The sequence below is a fragment of the Anaerococcus sp. Marseille-Q7828 genome, from assembly GCF_949769285.1.
Taxonomy (GTDB): Bacteria; Bacillota; Clostridia; order Tissierellales; family Peptoniphilaceae; genus Anaerococcus.
The window spans coordinates 515,543-537,136 of the sequence record NZ_OX458331.1 but is presented as its reverse complement, the minus strand read 5'-3'; the positions used below and the strand labels follow the sequence as shown (position 1 = coordinate 537,136).

Annotated in this window: 20 protein-coding genes; 13 read left to right on the top strand and 7 right to left on the bottom strand. The window is 33.6% G+C overall.

The window, feature by feature from the left end; genetic code table 11:
* Positions 1–145 precede the first annotated feature (145 nt).
* The 5 genes from QNH69_RS02585 to QNH69_RS02565 all read right to left on the bottom strand — a co-directional run bounded on the left by QNH69_RS02585 (position 146) and on the right by QNH69_RS02565 (position 3,731).
* Positions 146–529 (bottom strand): hypothetical protein, encoded by a 384-nt coding sequence (locus QNH69_RS02585; RefSeq protein WP_282929056.1) that lies wholly within the window; start codon positions 527–529, stop codon positions 146–148.
* A 207-nt stretch (positions 530–736) separates the two neighbouring features.
* A complete protein-coding gene (locus tag QNH69_RS02580; protein WP_282929055.1) occupies positions 737–2,584 on the bottom strand; it encodes a heavy metal translocating P-type ATPase in 1,848 nt (615 codons plus the stop codon).
* Between the two features lie 3 nt (positions 2,585–2,587).
* The gene (locus tag QNH69_RS02575; protein WP_282929054.1) at positions 2,588–2,812 is read right to left on the bottom strand and encodes a cation transporter; all 225 of its coding nucleotides are present in this window, start codon (positions 2,810–2,812) and stop codon (positions 2,588–2,590) included.
* Positions 2,813–2,821: 9 nt separating this feature from the next.
* Complete coding sequence (locus QNH69_RS02570; protein WP_282929053.1) at positions 2,822–3,115, bottom strand: metalloregulator ArsR/SmtB family transcription factor; 294 nt, start codon at positions 3,113–3,115, stop codon at positions 2,822–2,824.
* A 172-nt stretch (positions 3,116–3,287) separates the two neighbouring features.
* Positions 3,288–3,731, bottom strand: coding sequence for a hypothetical protein (locus QNH69_RS02565; protein WP_282929052.1), 444 nt, complete (start codon positions 3,729–3,731; stop codon positions 3,288–3,290).
* A gap of 498 nt (positions 3,732–4,229) precedes the next feature.
* Between QNH69_RS02565 and QNH69_RS02560 the strand changes: the two genes are divergently transcribed.
* From QNH69_RS02560 to QNH69_RS02525, 8 genes are all read left to right on the top strand, one after another.
* Positions 4,230–5,825 (top strand): ABC transporter ATP-binding protein, encoded by a 1,596-nt coding sequence (locus QNH69_RS02560; RefSeq protein ID WP_282929051.1) that lies wholly within the window; start codon positions 4,230–4,232, stop codon positions 5,823–5,825.
* Positions 5,826–5,910: 85 nt separating this feature from the next.
* Complete coding sequence (locus QNH69_RS02555; protein WP_282929050.1) at positions 5,911–6,414, top strand: GNAT family N-acetyltransferase; 504 nt, start codon at positions 5,911–5,913, stop codon at positions 6,412–6,414.
* Between the two features lie 145 nt (positions 6,415–6,559).
* A complete protein-coding gene (locus QNH69_RS02550) occupies positions 6,560–7,183 on the top strand; it encodes a GntR family transcriptional regulator (protein ID WP_282929049.1) in 624 nt (207 codons plus the stop codon).
* Between the two features lie 129 nt (positions 7,184–7,312).
* Positions 7,313–7,963: an RraA family protein gene (locus QNH69_RS02545; protein ID WP_282929048.1), complete on the top strand. Its 651-nt coding sequence runs from the start codon at positions 7,313–7,315 to the stop codon at positions 7,961–7,963.
* A gap of 9 nt (positions 7,964–7,972) precedes the next feature.
* Entirely contained in the window at positions 7,973–9,292 is a 1,320-nt protein-coding gene (locus QNH69_RS02540) for a sodium/glutamate symporter (RefSeq protein WP_282929047.1), read from the top strand.
* Positions 9,293–9,308: 16 nt separating this feature from the next.
* The gene (locus QNH69_RS02535; RefSeq protein WP_282929046.1) at positions 9,309–9,989 is read left to right on the top strand and encodes an RraA family protein; all 681 of its coding nucleotides are present in this window, start codon (positions 9,309–9,311) and stop codon (positions 9,987–9,989) included.
* Between the two features lie 124 nt (positions 9,990–10,113).
* Entirely contained in the window at positions 10,114–10,893 is a 780-nt protein-coding gene (locus tag QNH69_RS02530) for an arginine deiminase-related protein (RefSeq protein ID WP_282929045.1), read from the top strand.
* A 69-nt stretch (positions 10,894–10,962) separates the two neighbouring features.
* Positions 10,963–11,634, top strand: a complete 672-nt coding sequence (locus QNH69_RS02525) for a hypothetical protein (RefSeq protein WP_282929044.1) — start codon at positions 10,963–10,965, stop codon at positions 11,632–11,634.
* Positions 11,635–11,790: 156 nt separating this feature from the next.
* Here the strand turns inward: QNH69_RS02525 and QNH69_RS02520 are convergent, their stop codons facing one another.
* Complete coding sequence (locus QNH69_RS02520) at positions 11,791–12,030, bottom strand: type II toxin-antitoxin system Phd/YefM family antitoxin (RefSeq protein ID WP_282929043.1); 240 nt, start codon at positions 12,028–12,030, stop codon at positions 11,791–11,793.
* Positions 12,031–12,150: 120 nt separating this feature from the next.
* On the opposite strand from QNH69_RS02520, the gene QNH69_RS02515 reads away from it, so the two are divergent.
* A complete protein-coding gene (locus QNH69_RS02515; RefSeq protein WP_282929042.1) occupies positions 12,151–12,456 on the top strand; it encodes a type II toxin-antitoxin system RelB/DinJ family antitoxin in 306 nt (101 codons plus the stop codon).
* Between the two features lie 101 nt (positions 12,457–12,557).
* Here the strand turns inward: QNH69_RS02515 and QNH69_RS02510 are convergent, their stop codons facing one another.
* Entirely contained in the window at positions 12,558–13,529 is a 972-nt protein-coding gene (locus QNH69_RS02510) for a hypothetical protein (protein ID WP_282929041.1), read from the bottom strand.
* Between the two features lie 224 nt (positions 13,530–13,753).
* Between QNH69_RS02510 and QNH69_RS02505 the strand changes: the two genes are divergently transcribed.
* From QNH69_RS02505 to QNH69_RS02490, 4 genes are all read left to right on the top strand, one after another.
* Entirely contained in the window at positions 13,754–15,721 is a 1,968-nt protein-coding gene (locus QNH69_RS02505; protein WP_282929040.1) for a peptidoglycan amidohydrolase family protein, read from the top strand.
* A 180-nt stretch (positions 15,722–15,901) separates the two neighbouring features.
* The gene (locus QNH69_RS02500) at positions 15,902–18,085 is read left to right on the top strand and encodes an ABC transporter substrate-binding protein (RefSeq protein ID WP_282929039.1); all 2,184 of its coding nucleotides are present in this window, start codon (positions 15,902–15,904) and stop codon (positions 18,083–18,085) included.
* Positions 18,086–18,323: 238 nt separating this feature from the next.
* Positions 18,324–18,833, top strand: coding sequence for a helix-turn-helix transcriptional regulator (locus QNH69_RS02495; protein ID WP_282929038.1), 510 nt, complete (start codon positions 18,324–18,326; stop codon positions 18,831–18,833).
* Positions 18,834–19,219: 386 nt separating this feature from the next.
* A complete protein-coding gene (locus tag QNH69_RS02490) occupies positions 19,220–21,478 on the top strand; it encodes an ABC transporter substrate-binding protein (protein WP_282929037.1) in 2,259 nt (752 codons plus the stop codon).
* Positions 21,479–21,594: the final 116 nt, after the last annotated feature.

The window sequence follows — 21,594 nt, the reverse complement described above, 5'->3', positions numbered from 1 at the left end:
AAATAGGTTATAATTGTAATGAACGGAGGTAAAAAGCTAGACCTTTCGACTTCGCTATTGCTCCGCTCAAGGAAGTCCACTTCGTTTTACTTTTTCCTCTAATTTTCCAAATAAAAAACCCACAATTAATACTGTGGGTTCTAGATTATCTCATATGTTTCTTACATTCATCATTTCTATTAGAAAATTTCCTTGACATATGATGATGGTTTTTATTTCTTTTCTCTTCTCCTACTCTATGGCAAGTATCATAAGAGTTTTTATTGGTGGAGTGCTTGCATGTTTGCATATCCATGTAGTTTTCGTTCATAAAATCTTTGCAAGCTTGGTAGCCTTCACTTTTGTATGTTTCATCACAATAGTCTGCCATATGGTTTTCGCAGTCTCTGTGCATGTGATTGTGATAATAAGAATCTTCATTTATACATATATTTGATTCAGTTTCATTTTGCGTATTGTCCATGTTTTTAGCATATCCCGCACCGCCTACTAGGCTTGTTGCTAATAATATTGCAAATATTTTATTCATATATTTCTCCCTTTATTCATTTCTACTCCTGAACTATACCTCGATTTTATATTTTATCATAATTTTGTCTTCAGACAAAGTTGTCTGATCAGACCGAAGACAAATCCCAGCATAAACTGGCATTTGTCTTTATTTTTTTATCGTTTTAAGCTATTTTTGCAATAAAAAAATCCCTAGTTAAGTTCATGACTTTCCTAGGGAATGTATTTATATTTTCTTTTTTAGTATCCTCATTGCCCATAGGACTGCTATTATTGTAACTCCAACATCTCCAAATATTGCTAGCCACATATTTGCATATCCTAGTAGTCCTGCTATTAGGATTACTATTTTGACAGCCATTATGAAAATCACGTTTTGCCTTACTGTCCTATTGGTAAGGTCTGAGATTTTCATTAGCTTGCTCATCTGGCTAAACTCTCCGTTAACTACGAGTATATCGGATGATTCTATAGCAAGGTCAGATGCTGTTTCTCCCATTGATATACCAACATCTGCATTGGTAAGGACTGGGGCGTCGTTGATACCATCTCCTACAAAGACTGTAGGAAGTCCTTTATCTTGGTAGCCTTTCATAATTTCTAGCTTCTGGTCTGGCATGACTTCTGCGTAGTAGTCATCTAGGCCAAGTTCTTTGGCTGTTTCTTCAACTGCATTTTTGCCATCGCCTGATACTACAGCTATATTTTCAAAATGGTTGTGAAGATTTTCTATAGTTTCAAATGATTGGTCTTTGATTTCATCTTCGATTATTACTTTTGCAGCAAGCTTGTCATCTATAGATACATAGATTGCCCTGTCATTTTCTTCTCCATCATAGCCAATAAATCTAGCAGAACCTATCTTGATTAGGTCTCCATCCTTGCTAGTAGCTCTTACACCAAGGCCCTTTTCATTGGTCACTTCTTCAAACAAATCATGTTTTTCATCACGGTCTAGACTTTTTACTATCCCTTTTGCGATAGGATGGGTACTCATTAGCTCGATATTGTATATATAATCGAGTATTTTTTCCTTATCATGGTCAGTAAAATATTCTATATCTTTTACTTTGAAATTCCCTGTAGTAAGGGTTCCGGTCTTATCTGATAATAGGACTTTGGCATTTTTTAGTCCTTCAAAATACTGGCTTCCTTTTATAAGGATTCCATTTTCACTAGCTAGTCCTAGGCCTGACATAAAGCTTAGTGGGACTGATAATACTAGGCCACATGGGCATGATATTACTAAAAATGTAGCTGCCAAGAATATAGAGTCATACCAATCTCCTCCAAAAAATAGGGGAGGGATGATAGCTACTATAAGCGCAATAGCTACAACAATTGGGGTATAGATTTTGGCAAATCTTGTTACCATCTTTTCACTTTCAGACTTACTTTCTGCGGAATCTTCTATAATCTCCATAATCTTTGCTGCAACAGAATCATCAAATTCTTTTTGGGCGCGTATTTTGATAATACCCTCAGTAAGAAGCGATGAAGATATAACCTCAGACCCTACTTCGGCTTCTACTGGCATGGATTCTCCAGTGACAGAGGATGTATCAAGGAGGCCATGACCTTCTATAACGACACCATCCACACCAATTTTCTCACCATCACGAACCAGGAGGATATCTCCTACTTCTACATCATCTAGGTCGATTTCTGTAGTAGAACCATCTGGGTTTACCTTATTGGCCACATCAGGCACTAAGTCTAGGAGTCCTTCTATGTTTTGGCGGGACTTATGGCTTGCTATATTTTCAAATAAATCACCAAAATTATAAAAAAGTATTACAGCAATTGCTTCTATATATTGGCCTAGGATGAAGGCTGCAATTGATGCTATAGACAAAAGGAAGTCCTCACCCATGGCCTGGCCACGGATGATTCCCTTAAACCCTTTTATCAAAACATGCCATGCGGATAGCAAGTAGGCTAATAAAAACCCACCCACAATCCATATATTTTCACCTATAGTATTACTTAATACTGCTAATATAGCAGTAAAAATACCTATAGCTATAAGTTTACTCAGCTCCTTTTTGTGAGCATCTGTCATAGACTCAAACATATCCTACCTCACTAAGACAGTCCCTGGCTCAAGTTTATCAGCTAGTTTATTTGCCTCATCAAAAATGGCATCTTCATTAGCATCATCAGCTAATTCCATCTTTAGCTTCAAAGTTAGGAATGATAGGTTGGCATCATTCACTCCATCAATTTTCTTAACAGCCTCTTCAATCTTCGCTGCACAATTTGGACATAGGTTATCACTTTCTACTTTATATTTAACTTTCATTATATTCTCCTATTCATTAATATGTTCTAATCCTGTCATAAAAATTGTCTTGACGTGGTCATCGGCAAGTTCGTAGTATATTGACTTGCCACTTCTCTTGGAACTGACCAAATTGTTATCCTTCAAGCTCTTTAGCTGGTGGCTTATAGCTGACTGGCTCATATCCAAGACTTCTGCAATTTCGCCTACAGAAGTAGGTCCACTAAAAAGCACATTCATGATTCTAATCCTAGTCGAATCACCAAAAACCTTAAAAAGATCAGCTAAATCAAATAAAATTTCTTCATCTTTGATAGTTATCATTATCACCTCCGTTCATATGAGCATATGTTTATATGAACATTATAGCATATGTCTTTCTAATGTCAAATTTATATGTGAATAATTTTAATATATGAATATTTGACTTCTGTTTTTTTACCTTTCCAAGCGGGATTTTTACTCTTTAACAAAAAAGACAGAATCCCCCGTCTAATTAATACAATTTTTTTCCATTGTATTCTGTGTGCTCTAGGTCTATCTTTTCCCAGCCGCCAAACCTTGATATATATTGGTTTTTAAGCTCTTCATACTCTTCTTCGCTTACCTCTACCGTGTCATACTCACTATAGTAATAGAAAGGCTTTTTTGCTTGCTCAAAGCTGTTTGCAGCTTCATCATAGAGCAAGTTATATCTTTCCTCAGGATAAGAGTCATCTTCGACTTTTCTTTGATCCTCAGAAAGCCATTGCCAAGCTGTTTTCCAGTAGCCCTCTGCCCTTTTGCACTGATACTCTTCTCGCCTTTTACGAGCTTCTCGTAGTCTTCTTTCCTCTCGTCTTTCTGCTCTTATAAGCTCTTTTTCGTCTTCTGATAGCTCTACAGTATCCTCATAAAAGCAGTAATCACACCACTCTCCGCCTTGTCTGTTTGCACGCATATAAAAGATATAATCGTCAGATATAGGCTTTCTATATATCTTCCTCCAGCCTTTTACGGTGCGTAGCTCTGTATCATCATAAGGCTGATGTCCTCGGTATATACTGATAGCTTTACCATCTGAGTAGCGGTCGCAGTATCTGAGAAGATTACGCACTTTAGTGCTGGTCTTTATGCTTATAGGGACTTTGCTTTTTTTAAGCTTTTTTAAGTCTCTGATATCTATGATTTTTTTGCCATCTTTATAAGTATCTATAGTTAAAATATTTAAAAAGAGATTATCTTTTTTAAGAGGAAATTGTTAAAAAGTAGTAGGAATGTATTGTCAACTAGTAAATTATGCTTGTATCAGATAAACACCTGTATGTATATCTAGAATTACAAATTAAAATTATGAAAGACATATAGTATAAAAAATATGAATGCAATTATAATTGTTTGCATGTTTTTTATTTACCGATTAAAATAAAGTTAAATAATTATTATCGGAGAATAAATAATGAAAAAATATATACGAAAATTGAAAATTCCAATTATAATACAAATCATATTTACTTTATTGTACTCAATTACTGTGGCAATATTTCCATTGGTTAACAAATATTTATTTGATTATATTTTAGAAGAAGGTTTAAGTCTTGTTTTTAAACTTATTGGCATTTATGTATTATTGATTCTTCTAAATTTATTCTTCCAATACATATCTAGGTTATACGAGTGGAAAGTTTCTAAGTTGTTTTTTGTAAAGATTAAAGATGATTTGTTTAAGCATATTTCTTCTTTAGACATCCACGAATTTAACAAAAGAAAAGTTGCTGACTACTTAGTGATTTTTACTGAGAATGTGGAAGCAATAGACGAGGATTATCTAAGTGCCTACATAGATCTCTATAAATCTATACTAAATATTATAGTATTTTTAACAACCTTGCTTGTTTTTGTAGATTATAGGATAAGTATAGTTGTCCTATTATCTTCTGTCTTAATTGTATTTATCCCTAAAATCTTCAAAAAGAGATTGTCATTTTTAAGGGGAGAGCAAATAGCTAGCATAAAGAGATACTTTGATAAGGTTCTTGACTTATTATCTGGTAAATCACGAATCAATAGAGTGACTTTTAAGAATATTAATAACGAGCATAGGTCATATCTTACTGATAGTGAGGACAAAAGATATAAGTTTGGTAAGTTTAAAACTATTTCAGATTTAGCAGGAGCTTTTGGTATATTTCTAGTAGAATTTAATACCTTTGTTATAGTAGCTATACTTCTGGCTCAAGGGAAAATCACTGTTGGAGTTGGAATAGCAGCTTTTGGATACACTACTAGTTTCCTAGATCCTATTAATGATATTCTAAGTTGCATAAATCTTATAAATTCTACCCAAGAATTAGTTGATGAAACTATGGATTTCATTAATGGAGACCTAATAGAAGAAAAAGACAAATGGGAAGATAAGAAAGTCGATAAGCTAAGCTTAGAGAATTTATCTATCACATTTGATAATTTTTCCTTAGATAAGGTAAACTATGTATTTGAGAAAAATAAAAGATATGCTATTCTTGGACATAGCGGATCTGGCAAATCTAGCCTATTAAAACTCATTGATGGAAGCCTAGAAGCAGAAACTGGGGAAATTTATATAGATGGGAATCCTATAGACGATTTGGACGAATACATATTCTCTCTCAAACAATATGAATATCTATTTAGAACAGATTTTATAAACAACATTAGTATTTTCAAAAGTATGGAGACCGATACGAAATTAGTAAACAATTTCTTGATGGTCCTAAACGAAAAAATGAGAAACAAAATCATAAATTATGAGGATATAAATAAGCTAAGTGGAGGAGAAAAGCAAATTGTAGGCATAGTACGTATGCTAGTAGCCGATAGACCAATAATACTTTTAGATGAGCCCTTTGCTAGTATTGACCACAAAACAAGCAATATAATAAAAGATTATCTATTAAACTTACAAGATAAGATAATAATTGAAATCACCCACGATCTATCAGAAGAGAATCTATCAAGATTTGATGAATTAATACATATGGATGAGGGGAGAATGAAAGTATATGGGAAAATGTAAAACTTCCAAAGTCGCGATAAAAATCGTGGCTTTTTTGTTTCATGTGAAACATTAAACTAATATAATAGTAATAAAGGGGGAGCTTATGATAGTAAAAATGACAGTAGACCACATAGGGCAAATAAACAAGAATTTTGCCGACCAAGGTTGGGATGAGAGAACTGACATTTTAAATACATATTTACAAGAACAAAACAAGGGGGATCGTATAGTTTTAGTGTATGAAAATGATGACCAAGTTAAAGGATATATCACTCTAGTAAAAAATCCAAGTTCAGGTCCATTTAAGAATGCCAAAATCCCTGAAATCAAAGACTTTAACGTCTTCGAAAAATATCAAAATAAAGGCATAGGTCAGGAACTTTTGGATGCTATAATCAAAAAAGCAAATGGTTCACAAGTGGGTATCGGCGTTGGACTTAATCCAGACTATGGTAAAGCACAAAGAATGTACATCAAAAATGGATTTATTCCCGATGGCAAAGGAATTTACTACAAGGGTGAAATTGTAAAAGCTGGAGATACTTGCATTAATGATGACGATTTGAATATGTATTTTATAAAGAGAAATATTAGTTATCAAATATAGGTTTTTATTCTACGATAATATATTTGGATTTATAATATTTTTAGTTTGTATTATATATATGAACTGCTGATAATCGTGATTTGAGGTAGAATGAATAAGAGTATTAAGATAAATATAATTATAAAAGAGTCTTGTGGGAGTTATAATGAGATTAAAAGATAAAGTATATTTATATATTGAAGAACTAATATCAAATGGAAAGTTAAAAAGTGGAGATCCCATTGTCGAAACTGTTTTTGCTGAAAGATTACATGTATCCAGGACTCCAGTTAGAGAAGCACTAAAAGATCTAGAAAATGATGGTTTTGTAATAAGTTATCCTGGTAAGGGTACGTTTGTAAGACAAATTACTACAAAAGATATAGAAAACATTTACGACGTTAGGTCGTCATTAGAAGTATTAGCTTTAGAGAAATCTTTCGATTCTTTAGATGAATATATTTTATTAAACTTAAAAGAAAAGTATATTAATTTAGAAAAAAATTTTTCATGGGAAATAGCAAGAAAATTAGATGAAGATTTCCATAATTATTTTATTAACAAGGCTAATAATGAAACTCTATCGGAAATATTAATTAAACTTAATAAACAAGTTAGCGTATATAGAACTATTGCTTCCAAAGATCCTAATAGATCGGAAAAAACTATAAATGAGCATATGAAAATAATAGAAGCAATTAGTAGAAAAGATAAGGATTTAGCCATAGAAGCGTTGAAAATTCATTTAGATAGTGTTAAGAAGAGTGCAATTGAAGCTTCATTAATGTAAAAATATTATAATTTTATTTAAACTAATGATATTTATATCATTAGTTTTTTATTTGACAATAAATAGCACCTTTGGTATACTGATTGTATACAATATGTATACACAATATTTTTGAATTGGAGGTATTTGATGTTAGATTTTGTAGAGGAGTTTAGAAAATTAGATACTGCTACAGTTTCTGATGCAATGGATAAGATAGGAATAGAATGCGCATTGCATGGTATTAAACCTATTGACCATAAACATAAGATATGCGGAAAAGCGTTTACAGTAGCATATATGCCTTGTGGATTAGTTAAAGGCACTGTTGGAGATTTTATTGATGATGTAAAAGAAGGAGAAGTTGTTGTAATTGACAATGACGGTAGAACCGACTGTACAGTTTGGGGAGACATTATGTCATTCTATGCTAAAGAACATAATATAGAAGCAACGGTTATAGACGGGGTTTGTAGAGATGTTCCTACTATAAGAGAACTTGATTATCCTATATATTCTAAAGGTTATTATATGAGAACCGGAAAAGATAGAGTTGAAGTAAGAGCTGTAAATGAAGATATCCAAATATCTGATATTAGAGTTAAGAATGGTGACATAATTCTAGGTGATGCTTCTGGTGTTATAGTAATTCCTTTTGAAAAGTGTGAAGAAGTACTAGAAATTGCTAACAGTATCCACGAAAAAGAATCTCAAATCGAAGCAGCTATAAAAAATGGCTCTAGCTTAAAAGAAGCAAGAGAAAAATTTGGCTACCACAAATTACAAACTAAAGAAAATTAGGAGAAATCAATGAAATTAATATTAGACTTTATGTACTTGAGCTTGTTTTTGCTATTAGGATGGTTCATAAGAGAAAAAGTTACAATATTACAAAAAGTTTTTATACCATCTTCAGTAATTGGTGGTTTACTTTTGCTAATTATGGGTCCACAAATATTAAATGTGGTACCTATATCTGAAGGAGTATCGAAATATCCATCTTTTTTAATAATAATTATACTTACCTGTTTAGTGTTTGGTGCTGATTTAAATGTCAAAAGAGCAAGATCTTATGCTGATTATACCTTTGTGGGTGCAGCTACATATGGAGCTCAATTGTTTTTCGGAGTATTAGTTGGACTGTTACTTTCTAAAATATGGAAAGGTTTACCACCAAACTGGGGATTGGTTTCAATCTATTCATTTTTTGCAGGTCACGGTGCAGCAGGATCAGCAGCTCAATTATTCATAGAAGGTGGATATCCCGACTTTATGGGTATTGCCATGATAACATCTACAATTGGTCTTGTATCAGCCCTATCAATAGGAATGCCAATAGTAAACTGGGGTATAAGAAAAGGTTATACTGAATACGTTGATAAACCAGAAAAATTACCAGCCGATTATTTTGGTGGTGTAAAACCAGTTGAAAAGCAAGTTCCAATTGGTAGAGTAAAAACTTCAACAGCAGGAATCAACCCAATTGCTCTACAAATGGCTTTTATAGCACTTTGTATAATGCTCGGATATGCTATTAGAGAATTAGGAGCAACATACATCACTGAAGGATTTAGCAAAGTGAATGATATAGTTCTTGGCATTATTGGCGCCATCATAATTTGGCCATTAATGGTAAAAACAGGAGCTGACCAATATGTAGATAAGACAACAGTTACAAATATATCAGGATTTGCCCTAGAATATCTAATTGTAGCAGCAGTAGGAACAATAAATTCAGCCGCTATGGTGTCATACATAGTACCAATTATAATCTATTGTGTAGTGATGTTTGCAATTCTAACACCACTTTATATTTTTGGTTGTAAATTTTTTTGTAAAGATGAGTGGTTTGAAAAAATGGTAAATATGTTTGGCCAATGTACAGGAAATGCTGCAACAGGAATGACACTTTTAAGATGCGTAGACTCAAAAGGTCAATCAGCATCAGGTGACTCATCAGGAATGTTCTTATTTTTCTTTATGCCAATCTGGGTAGGAATGATAACACTAGGTCCAGCACTTGCTATGGGGGAAAATGGAGCAATCAAACTATTAGGGATAGGATTAGGAATAATGCTCGTATTTTATACAATAGCATTTATATTTAGAAGAAGTGCTGATAGAAAATAAATAGAAGAGAGCGAAAATGAGTTTTAATAATATAATTAATCTAAAATTTGAAAGACCAGAAAGAGAATTAATAGACCAATTAAAAGATTTCCCAGTAGCAAATCTTGATGATGCAATGGGAAGAACATCATCTTTGGATCAAAGCATTAGACCATTAAATAAAACTAGATTAATAGGTCCGGCATTCACAGTAAGAGTTGCACAAGGAGATAATCTATTCTTACACAAAGCCATGGATCTAGCAAATCCAGGAGATGTAATAGTAATAGACTCCCTAGGAACAACAAATAGAGCGATTTTTGGTGAACTAATGGCAAACTACTGTAAGCTTAGGGGAGTTACTGCAATGGTAACAGATGGTTGCGTTAGAGATAGTGATGAGCTAGAAAAATGGGATGATATGGCAATCTATGCAACAGGAATCTCCCCAAACGGCCCATACAAAAATGGTCCTGGAGAAATAGGGACAGAAATATCTCTAGGGGGCCAAGCAATAAGACCAGGGGATATCTTAGTAGGAGATAGTGACGGTATAGTTGTAATTAAACCAGAAGATGTAACTGAAGTAATAAAAAAAGTAAAGGAAATAAACAAAAAGGAAGAAAAAATCCTTGAAACTATGAAAACTGATGGAACTTACGACAGACCATGGGTTGATGAAACCCTAAAAAATCTTGGAGTTAAAGTTATTGATTAGTTGAAAAGATAATGCTAGCGATGGCATTATCTTTTTTTGAAAGTATAAACTTTAAAAGTTAATATTCTAGTATTGGGTATAATATTATTTAACCTCAGATATAATTTTAAATACGGAGGATACCATGCTAGAATTTAAAAATATAATTGTAAGAAAACCAAGTAAGTCTATGATAGAGGGTATTAGTACTGGTATGTTTAGTGAGGATAAGCCTATTTATGAGGATGCTATCAACCAACATGCTGAATACGTAAAGACTATTGAAAGTTTGGGTGTCAAGGCTCTTGTTTTGGAAGCTTTGGAAGAATATCCTGATTCTTGCTTTGTTGAAGACCCTGCTGTAGTTTTGAAGGAATGTGCTATTATTACCAATTCTCCTAGAGAAAGCAGAAATGGTGAAAAATTTGAGATAGAGCCAGCTATCAAGAAATATTATTCAGATGATCAAATATTCTACATCGAAGCTCCAGGCACAATGGAAGGTGGAGATGTTATGGTTGTTGATAAACATATTTACATCGGCCAATCTGATAGAACCAATGCTGAGGGTGCTAAGCAATTTAGCCAAATTGTTGAAAAGTATGGTTATACTACTTCTACAGTTCCTGTAACAGAAGGCCTACACTTGAAAGACTTTGCTATTTATCTAGAAAATAACAATATGCTTGTAAGCGAAAAGATGAATGAAGAAGAAGCTTTCAAAGACTTCAACCGTTTTGTAGTTCCAAAAGAAGAACTATATGCCATCAACAGCCTATATATCAACGGCACAGTCCTAGTACCAGATGGATTCCCAAAAACACTTGAACACATCAAATCTCTAGGATATCCTGTTAAAGTTGTTAATACTGATGAATTTAAGAAAATAGATGGATCTTTGACTTGCTTATCATTGAGATTCTAAGTTAAGAACTGATAGTAGTGTTTTTGGATCTATCAGTTTTTTTAAAGTACTATAGAAGTGGGATCTAATATGAAAACTTATACTAATAAATTTCACAATAAACATACATATTTAAATATAGAAAATTCAGAGATATCCACTATCAATGATTTTGATCATTTGCTGGATAAATACAAAAAGCCCCTACAAATAGGAGTGGATTCTGATAATGATAATTTGATTGATCTATTGGAAAAAAATGATTTTATATTAAAGAGAAAGTGCTATGAAGTCGAAGTTACAAAGGAGAATCTTAAATATCCTCTTAAAAAGGTTGATATTTGCCAATGTCAATATGGGAGTTTGGAATACAAGAAATGTTGCCAAATTCTTTATGATTATTACGCTCTAGTTCACTATGATATTAGTCCACTAACTGCAAGTTTTGATGACTTTGTAAGTACTCTTCCCAAGGAAGCAATCTATATGAGAGAAGATGGGGTCATAACAATTTGTGCCTTTGTAGAAGAAAATGAAATTGCCTACCTAGCTAATAGCAAATCCGATTCAAAAAGCAGAAGAGCCTTCCTCAGTGCCTTATTAACTTTCCTTTTTGACAAATATGATAAAATATTCTTTGAGGCAGACGACACAGACTACTTTGCCACAGAATTAAAGGATATGTTTGATATAAATATTAAAAGTTCTTACGATACTTACATCAAATATTATAAAAAGCATGAGTCTAATAAGTTTTCCTAGTCTCATGCTTTTGTATTATTGATATGATTATTAGCTCGAATGTTTTGTAAGGAGAATTTACAGATAAAAAATAATAGAACTCTTATAGACTTATCTCCGCTATTTTGTTAGTGAGTTGCTCGCCTAGAAATATTATATCTTCTTTAAAAAATCTAATTATTCAGCCAACTTTTTATAGGCTTTTTTATTTTTTTCTAAAAATTTATCTGAAATTTTCTTTAATTCATCTTCAGATATATATTCTTCTTCGTCTTCTTCATAAGGAACCATTATATATTTAGGTTCATTATTTTTAAAAATAACTGCAGAGCCTTTTTCATCAACTAATCTTGCTACTTTGGAAAAATTTTGATTTGCTTCTGTTATAGAAACCATTGTTTTTGTATCTATCTTCATTTTTAATCTCCTTACATTTATTATACCACAAATAGGATAAATATATACTATTATACATCCTATAAAAATGTATTGCAAATTGCATTACAGATAGTATTATCCTTATAAGGAGATGAGTTTATGAGCAAAACTGATACTATTAATGTAAGAATTGAACCGGAAATTAAGAAACAAGCTGAGGAAATTTTGGCAAAGCTAGGCATACCTGTTTCTACTGCTATCAATATGTACTACAGGCAAATAGTTGAGAAGAATGGGATTCCTATGGAAGTAAAGCTTACTAGACCTAACTTACCTATTGTAGAGGATATGAGTGAGGAAGACTTACTTGAAGAATTAGCAAAAGGTTATAGAGATATAGAAAATGGGAAAACTGTACCTACCAGTGAAGTTTTTGAAGATTTTTATAGAAAGTACAATCTATGAGTTTTGAAGTTGAATTTTAGTGGCGAATTAGAATATTCAATGCAAAACAAGACTATTTTAGAATATTAGAAATTATAAAAGGGGCTTTTAGCCCCTAATTTTTATTCACCTGGATACATGGTTGATGCACCTGGGTACATCTTGCCTAGTTCGTCAAATATTAGTCCTATATCGCCAAATCCTGTTTCTTCTAGCCTATCCATGGCACGGGTGTAGGCCTTGTCTATATCTTCATTTGTCATTTGATTTACTACAGATGGAGAAAATTCATAGTATTGTACCATTGCTGCTTTGATGGCATCGTAGTCAGTTTGGCTTGAGCCAAATCTTCTCATAGTTGGTTTTTTAGGTTTTTCGTCTTCTTCTTTTGAAGTGTCGGATGAATCTTCAGTATTTTCTGCCTCGGTACTTTCATCGCTTTCTTCTTCTGGTGAAAGTTTATTCAAAAATAGGATATCTGCAGCTCTTTTTATATAATCGTCAAAGTATAATTTTTCATTTTCCATATAGGCAATCTTTAGAGCTTCTTGGATGTAATAATCATCTGTTGCCCAAACCTTATCTGCTGGATAGCCCCAGGTTCCCATCAAAGTTCTCTCGTAGTTGAACCTATCTGTAAGCTCTCCTTCTTCGGCAGCTTCTTGGTTGTATTTAGCTGATATTGAATCTAGAGGGAATTTGCTAGATTGGTATGGATTTTCAATTGCTAATTCTTGGAATACAAAGTCCTTTTGATCCCAGTAGCCAGTTTCTTCTGCTAGTTCTTTTGCTTTTCCTACTACTGTATCAATTTCTTCATCAGATAGCTCATCGGCAAAATCTTGGTCAAATTCACCAAACTCGACTATCATATCTCTCCACTTATCATAGTCGATTGTGTCAGCTTCTTTTTCTGTGATAGGTTTTTCTTCACCTTTTTTATCTTCTGCTGTAGATTCTGTATTATTATCCTCAAGAGCTTGAGATATTTCTTCATCATTTGCTACATTTTGGACATTTTTTGCTTCTTTATTGTTACAAGCACTTAAAACAGCTATTAGTGCAAGGCTTGCTAGTATTTTTTTGTAAGTCATATGGCCTCCTTAAGTTATTATAATTCTATCACGTTTCTTTATTTTTTTGTAGTTAAATACATATTTGTAATTATTTTTTAATTTTTTTGGGTAAAAAATATAAATTACGCAAATATTTGTAACTTTTTTGTTGCAATTAGATTTTAAATGGTTTATAATAGGTCTGTAAACTAAAAAAATAGACTTATTGTAATTATATTGTAATAAAAGTGAGGTAATAAAATATGAAGAAAATTAATAAAACATTATTGCTTGCCTCAACATTATTTGTATCTCAAGCTGTAACTCTTTCTGAAAATGCATATGCTGATGAAGGATACGATCTGAATGTTGAACTAAGCACTGAGGAAAGTTCTGATGCTAGCTTAAATGATCAAGTACAACCAATCAGCCAAGATCAAGTAGATAGCTATGAAGATAGCAATGAAGATATCATGCTAAGTAGCCAAAGTCTTGATGAGAATGAAGAAGCTATCTCAGAAAATAAAGAGCCAGAGCTAGAATTAGAAGAAAAAGAAGAAAATACAAGTATCGATAACGAAGAAAACGAAGAAGCTGAAACTAGGCAAGAAGAATTAACTGATGAAATCAACGAAGAATCAGAAGATCAAGAACAAAGAAATGACCTAGTTTACTATGACGATACAAATCTTGACGAAATTTTAACAATGATTGACGATGTTGATGCTAAAACAAGCGAAAATAGTCAATCCCTTGATAATAAAACTACTGACAATCAAAATACTGAAGATCAAACTGTCACAGAAGAAACAAATATTGATCAAAAAGTTTACTATGCTCCAAAGGCAACAGGTGTTATAGTTGAGGAAAAGAATACAACAAAATATTACGAAAACAATAAGTTAGTTACAAATGCACAAGTTATAGTTAATGATAGATTCTACAATATCGACAGCAAGGGTAATGCTACAAATCCAAAGGCATACTGGACAGTAATGGGCGCAAACCTATACTATTCAGATGAAACTGGTCATATTGTAAGAGGTATCAAAGAAATCAAAAACAAAAAATACTATTTTAACAACGATGGTATCTTACAATTAAACAGACTTCTAGTAACAAATGAATCTCATTATGATATTGGAAGCGAAGGCGAGATGGTTGCACCAAAAAATAAATGGGTAACAATCAACAAGAAAAAATACTATAACGATAATAATGGAAAATTATTAAAAGGTATAGCTAAGATTGCCGACAAAACATATTACTTTGACAACGACGGAGTTTTAAAAACAAATAAAAAAGTTCTAACAGAATCAAGATTCTACACAGTAGATGGAAATGGTATAGCAACTAATAGAAAGAATTATTGGTTCAACCTTGGTGGTAAGACATATAGAACAAATAAAAACGGCTCTATTATAAAGGGTCTATTTAGCGAAGGCAAAAATACATACGTATTTGATGACCAAGGTGTTCTATTCCAAAATACATCTATAATTGCTGGTGGAAAATACTATAATATCGACAAGAACGGCCTAGTAAAAAATCCTAAGAATTCATGGGTAACATACAATGGTCAAAAATACCACACTAACGAAAATGGATATGTAAAAGAAGGCGTATGGAAGATAGATGACAAATACTACTATTTCACATCAAATGGCCTAACCGCTAACAAGACAATTACACAACAAGGTGTAGTATACAATGTCGATGAAAATGGTATAGCTACAAAAGAAGATAACAACATCCCAGGTGAAAAATCTGTTGATAAAGTTATAGAATGGATGTTCAATGCCAGAGCTAACAAGCTAACCTACAATATGGGTGCAGGCAGAAATACAGCCAGCCAAGCAGACTGCTCATCAGCAGTATATAGGTCACTAATATACGGTGGATTCCTAGATAAGAACGCATGGGTAGGCAATACCGAAACCCTATTCCAAATGGGAGCAAAGGGCAAGGTAATGTATGAAGTAAAAGAATCTGACATCAGGTATGGTGACATCTTCGTTGCAGGTACGCCAGGTGGATCTGCAGGAGCAGCAGGCCACACTGGATTTATCCTAAACCCAACAGATGATACAATCATACATATGTCCTACAGTAAAAATGGTGTAGCAGTAACACCTCGTAAGGGCTACATGGGCGATTCTAGAGGACTTCCTGTAAAATACTTTAGACTTGTAGGTGGAAGCTCTGCAAACACCTATCTTAATAAGAAATAATATAATCATATCAATACACTCTAGGAGTAATTCTTAGGGTGTGTTTTTTTGTCGAATTGTAAATGTGTAAAAGATTGAAAATAAATATTCATTTATATTCATAAATTTACAAAAATTGATAATATTTATATTTATCGTATACTATAAGTCGTAGAAAAACAATTTAAGGGAGAAATAATAATGAAAATAAAAAAAGTATTTTCATCTGTAATGGCCCTAGGCCTTTCTCTAACCCTTGCTTCCTGTGGAGGATCAGATACAGATTCTCTTAACCCAAGCGAAGATGTACAAACAAGCAAGGAAAGTACAGATGAATCAACTGATAGCCAAGAAGAAAATGAGCTTGACCAAGATGCCAAAGAAGATTTGGATAACTTTGAAAGCCAAACATCAAACGACACCCTAGTAGTTGGTGTTGGATCAATGAATGGTGATTTCATCCAAGGATTTGGTAATGACGCCAACGACGTTAAAACTCGTAGACTTCTAGGTATAGAGGGCAACAATGGTTTCACAACCTATGTCCAAGATGAAAACGGACAATGGCAATGGAACAAGGCAGTTTTAGCTGAAGAACCAACAAGTGTAAACAATGACGATGGTTCAATGACAGTAACATTTAAGCTAAAAGATGATGTAAAATGGTCAGATGGAGAGCCACTTACAGCTGATGATTTCTTATTTTTGACACTTTTACAATCTGATTACAACTACATTTCCATGACTGGTTCTCTACAAATAGGTGACGATGGACTAGTAGGTTATGAGGCCTTCCACAATAATGATTCAAATGAACTAGAAGGTCTAGAAAAAATAGATGATTATAGCTTTAGCGTGACTATAGATGCAAAAGAACTACCATACTTTGACGTTCAATCCCTATCAAATGAGGGAGCTAGACCACTTCACTACATAGCTCCAAATCTTCAAGTAGCTGAAAATGGTAAGAGCTTAAAAGTAAAAGATGGCTATGAAGTGACAGATCAAGATAAAGAAGAGTTTATCCAATCAGTAGATACAAGAATTGGAAAACTAAAGGAAGAATTTGAAGAATATTACCCAGAAGTGCCAGAAGATGGTAGCGAGGAAAAGGAAGAATACGACCAAGACCTCAAAGATCGTGACGAAAAAATAGCAGAACTTGAAGCCAGCAAGGAAGGTGACATAGACCCAACTCGCCTACTAATAGACAAGGCAGCTATCTTTGAAACAGAAGAATATAGATTTAAGCCAGAAGTTACGCCAGGACCATATAAGTTCGAATCATTTAAAAACAATATGACAAAACTTAGCCTAAATGAAAATTATCCTGGCAACTTCAGAGGAGATAAGGCTACAATTCCAAATATCATCCTCCAAGTAATAAACGATAACATAGCAGTAGACCTACTAGAAAATGGAGATATAGACGTTTGGGAAGATGAAAACACCGGTGGAAAAATCGACCAAATGAGAAAGGCTGCTGATGAAGGCAAAATCCAAATAGGATCTTTTGAAAGAAATGGTTATGGTAACATCACCTTCCTAACAGATAGGGGACCAACTCAATACAAGGAAGTCCGCCAAGCTATAGCTTACCTAATGGATAGAAACGAATTCGTTGCATCATATGCAGGTGGCTATGGTGTTGTAACCAATGGTATGTACGGTCAAAGCCAATGGATGTATAAGGAACGTGGAGCTGATGTAGAAGGCGAAATGATCAACTACACATTAAATATAGACAAGGCTAATGAACTACTAGACCAAACTCCATACAAATATGAAAAAGATGGCAAAACACCTTGGGATAAGGCAAAACTAGAAGAAAACTTCAAGGGAGACCTAGAAGGATTTGACTACTACAGATACGATGAAAATGGTAAGAGATTGGTAGTAAACCAATATGGCTCAGACCAATCACCAATCACAACCCTTATTTCCAACCAACTACCAATAAATGCAGCCCAAGCTGGTATGGAATACAATGTAACATCTGGTTCCTTCTCAACATTAATAGAGCTATACAACTATCCAAAAGAAGACCCAGACTACACAGCATTCAACATGGGATCAGACTTCGGTGTACCATTTGACCCATGGCTATACTACTCACAAGAAGGTCCTTTTAACAAGACAAGAACAAATGACCCAGAAGCTGACAAAATCACTGAAGATTTGAGAAAAACAGATCCATCTGATGTAGAAGGCTTCCTAGACAAGTGGGTAGAATTCCAAATTTGGTACAATGACTACCTACCAGAAATTCCACTATACTCAAATATCTACCACACAGGATACTCAAACAGAGTAAAGGGATTTGATATCATGAGTCCAGTATGGCACCTAAACGACCAAATCAACGCCATAAGTCTAGGAGAATAACACCTAGTAAAATAAAAATATTTTTCCTCATTATTTAATAGTAATTTAGGAAATGTAAACTGACCTCCAAAAGTTAGAAGCAAAACTAACTTGAGGAGGTCTTTTTTTGTGGCAGCATAAATAAAAAACCTACAAATTAAAACAAAAAATCAGCAAATACTGGGGAAAAACACCCAAGTTGCCCTATAGTTGCTAGCTTTTTATCAAAGATTTCCCTACAATAGAAATAGGAGGTCTTATGATTGGAGAAAAAATTAAAGACAAAAGAAAAGAATTAAATCTTACTCAAGAATACTTGGCAAAGGAATTAAATATATCAAGGCAAGCTGTCTCAAAGTGGGAAAAAGGACTTTCCGAGCCTTCCATGGACAATCTTGTTAAATTATCTGAAATATTTGGAGTTGATATGGCATACTTCAAAAATGATGGCGAATATAATAAGCCCCTTATATCAAATATTTTTTGGGATTTTTTATATGCAGCTATTGGACTTATTTTCTATTTATTATATTACTTTGGATTAATGGAGGGAGCCTTAAACAAAGATCCAAGGCAAATGCCATTTATGATACTTACAGTTTTTCTAGCTATTTCAGTGATAGCCTTTCCCCAAGCTGTAAAAAATATGGGGGACAAATTAGATGAGATTGATTACTTCGCATTTTCAAAATTGATCTTGCCAGTGATTTTTATAATATCACCCCTTATAGTTTTTTATTATATTTTTAAAAAAGAAAAACCTAATTAGTAAATAGAGCTTAATCATAATAAGATAATTTATAGTACATTTTTCATGTAAGTGATTATAATAACAAACTTTTAGCTGAAATTTGCACAAAAAAACAAAAATTATTTTTCGCATATATAAGATAAAAATGTATAAAGAAAACGTATCTAGTAAAAGTGATAAATATAACAAGTACTTTAGTTAAGTGCCAGAACACCTGCATTCACTACAATATTACAATAAAGTTTTCTTCATAATTATTTGAGCCGTGATTTCAAAGCTTGTAAAACCAACCGTTTTAATGTATAAATATACGTCAAGATAAATAATAACAGCTTTTTCCTATTGACAAAAAATGATTTATGGATTAAAATTTACTTAACATATTATTAATGGAGGGTATACTCGTGAAAATTAAAAAAGTATTTTCTTCCCTAATGGCACTAGGCTTGGCAACAACTCTAGCAGCTTGTGGAGGAAACACTGATTCAGCTAATACTGAAAAAGATAATGCTGAGCAAGCAACAACTGAAGATACTTCAGCAGAAGAAACAACAGATGATGCTAACAAAGATAATGCAGAAGAAACAACAGATGATCAAGGCGAAAATACTGAGGAAGACGCAGAAGCTAGCGAAGAAGTAGAAAACTTTGAAGCTCAAACTTCTGATGACACCCTAGTACTTGGTCTTGCTGATTTGAACGGTGACTTCTACGGTGGTTGGACAAACAACGCTAACGACGTTACTGTAAGAAAATTACTAGGTATCGAAGGAAACAGTGGATATTCAACAGTAGTTCAAGACGAAAATGGTCAATGGGTAAATAACCCAGCCGTTCTTGATGGTGAACCAAAAGTTACCGAAAATGAAGATGGTTCAAAAACTTACCAATACAAAATCAAAGAGGACCTAAAATGGTCTGATGGCGAGCCAGTTAAATCAGATGATTACCTATATGGATCTCTAATATTTACTCACCCATCATTTATACCAGTAACAGGTTCTACAACAATCGGCTCTGACTCACTAAAAGGCTACGAAGCTTACCACACAGGTAAGGATGCAGAAGGTAATGATGTTGACTTCTTTGAAGGTCAAAAGAAAATCGATGACTACACATTCGAATTTACAGTTGATAGCTCATTCTTACCATATTTCGAAGAAGCAGCTCTAGCTTCAGCAAGTCCATTCCCACTACACGCAGTAAGTGAAAATCTTGTTCTTAACGAAGATGGTACAAAACTTGTTGCAAAAGATGGATATGAACCAAGTGAAGAAGAAATCCAAAAATATAAAGACGACCTTCAAAAACAAATCGACAATCTAAATGCAGATTTTGAAGAAAACGTAGAAGAACCAGGAGCAGATGCTTCTGAAGATGACAAGGCAGCTTACGAAGAAGAAAAAGCAGCTCATGAAGAAGAAGTAAAAATCCTAGAAGATAAGATGAATGGCGATGTTGACCCAAGCTTGCAACTAATCGAACAAGCAATGCTTAATATCTACAATGATTATAGGGTTAACCCAACAGTTACAACTGGACCATATATGTTTGATGAATTCAAAAACAACATGGTTAAACTATCTCTAAACCCTAACTATGCAGGAAATGCTAAGGGTGACAAGGCAACAGTTCCACACATCATAGTACAAACAGTAAACTCAAATATAGCAGTTGACCTACTTGAAAATGGAGACATAGATATTTGGGAATCAGAAGCAGATGGTGGTAAGATTGACCAAATGAGAGCTGCAGCTGACGCTGGCAAGATCAAATTCAACGAATTTGAAAGATCTGGTTATGGTAACCTTACATTCTTAACAGATAGAGGAAACACAAAATATAAAGAAGTTCGTCAAGCTATCGCTCACTTAATGGACAGAAACTCATTCGTACAATCATATGCTGGTGGTTACGGTGTAGTAACAAACGGTATGTACGGCCAAAGCCAATGGATGTACAAGGAAAAAGGAGCTGACCTAGAAAGTGATCCTAATATGATTAACTATCAATTAAACCTTGATACAGCTAACGAATTACTTGACAAAACACCATTTACATTTGAAGCTGATGGAAAAACTCCATGGGATAAGGCAAAAGCTGACGAAGAATTCGCTTCAAATGCTGATAATTTTGATTATTTTAGATACGATGAAAATGGTAAGAGACTAGTTGTTAACCAATACGGTTCTGATGAATCTCCAATTACAACACTAATTTCTAACCAACTTCCAAACAACGCTAAACAAGTTGGTATGGAATATAACGTAACAGCTGGTAACTTTGCAACATTATTGCAATATTACACATCTCCAACAGAAGATGCAGAATATACAGCATTTAACATGGGTACAAACTTTGCACCAATATTTGACCCATGGTATCAATACAACTCAAAAGGTAGCGATAACAAGACAAGAACAAACGATCCAGCAGTTGATGAAATCACAGAAAAACTTCGTAGAATCGCTCCAGATGATAAGGAAGCATTCCTAGAAGAATGGATGAAATTCCAACTTTGGTACAATGACTACCTACCAGAAATTCCTCTATACTCTAACCTATTCCACACAGGTTACACAAACAGAGTTGAAGGATTTGATATCAATACGCCAACATGGCAATTTGCAGATCAAGTTAACGCAATTACAATAGCTAAATAGTTATCGAAAATCTCTTAAAACTAAAAGGGCTCACCTAGGTGAGCTTTTTTAGTTAATGAAAATGTATAATTTGATGGGTTTATTAGTTTATTTGCATAAATATATAGGAAATCAAG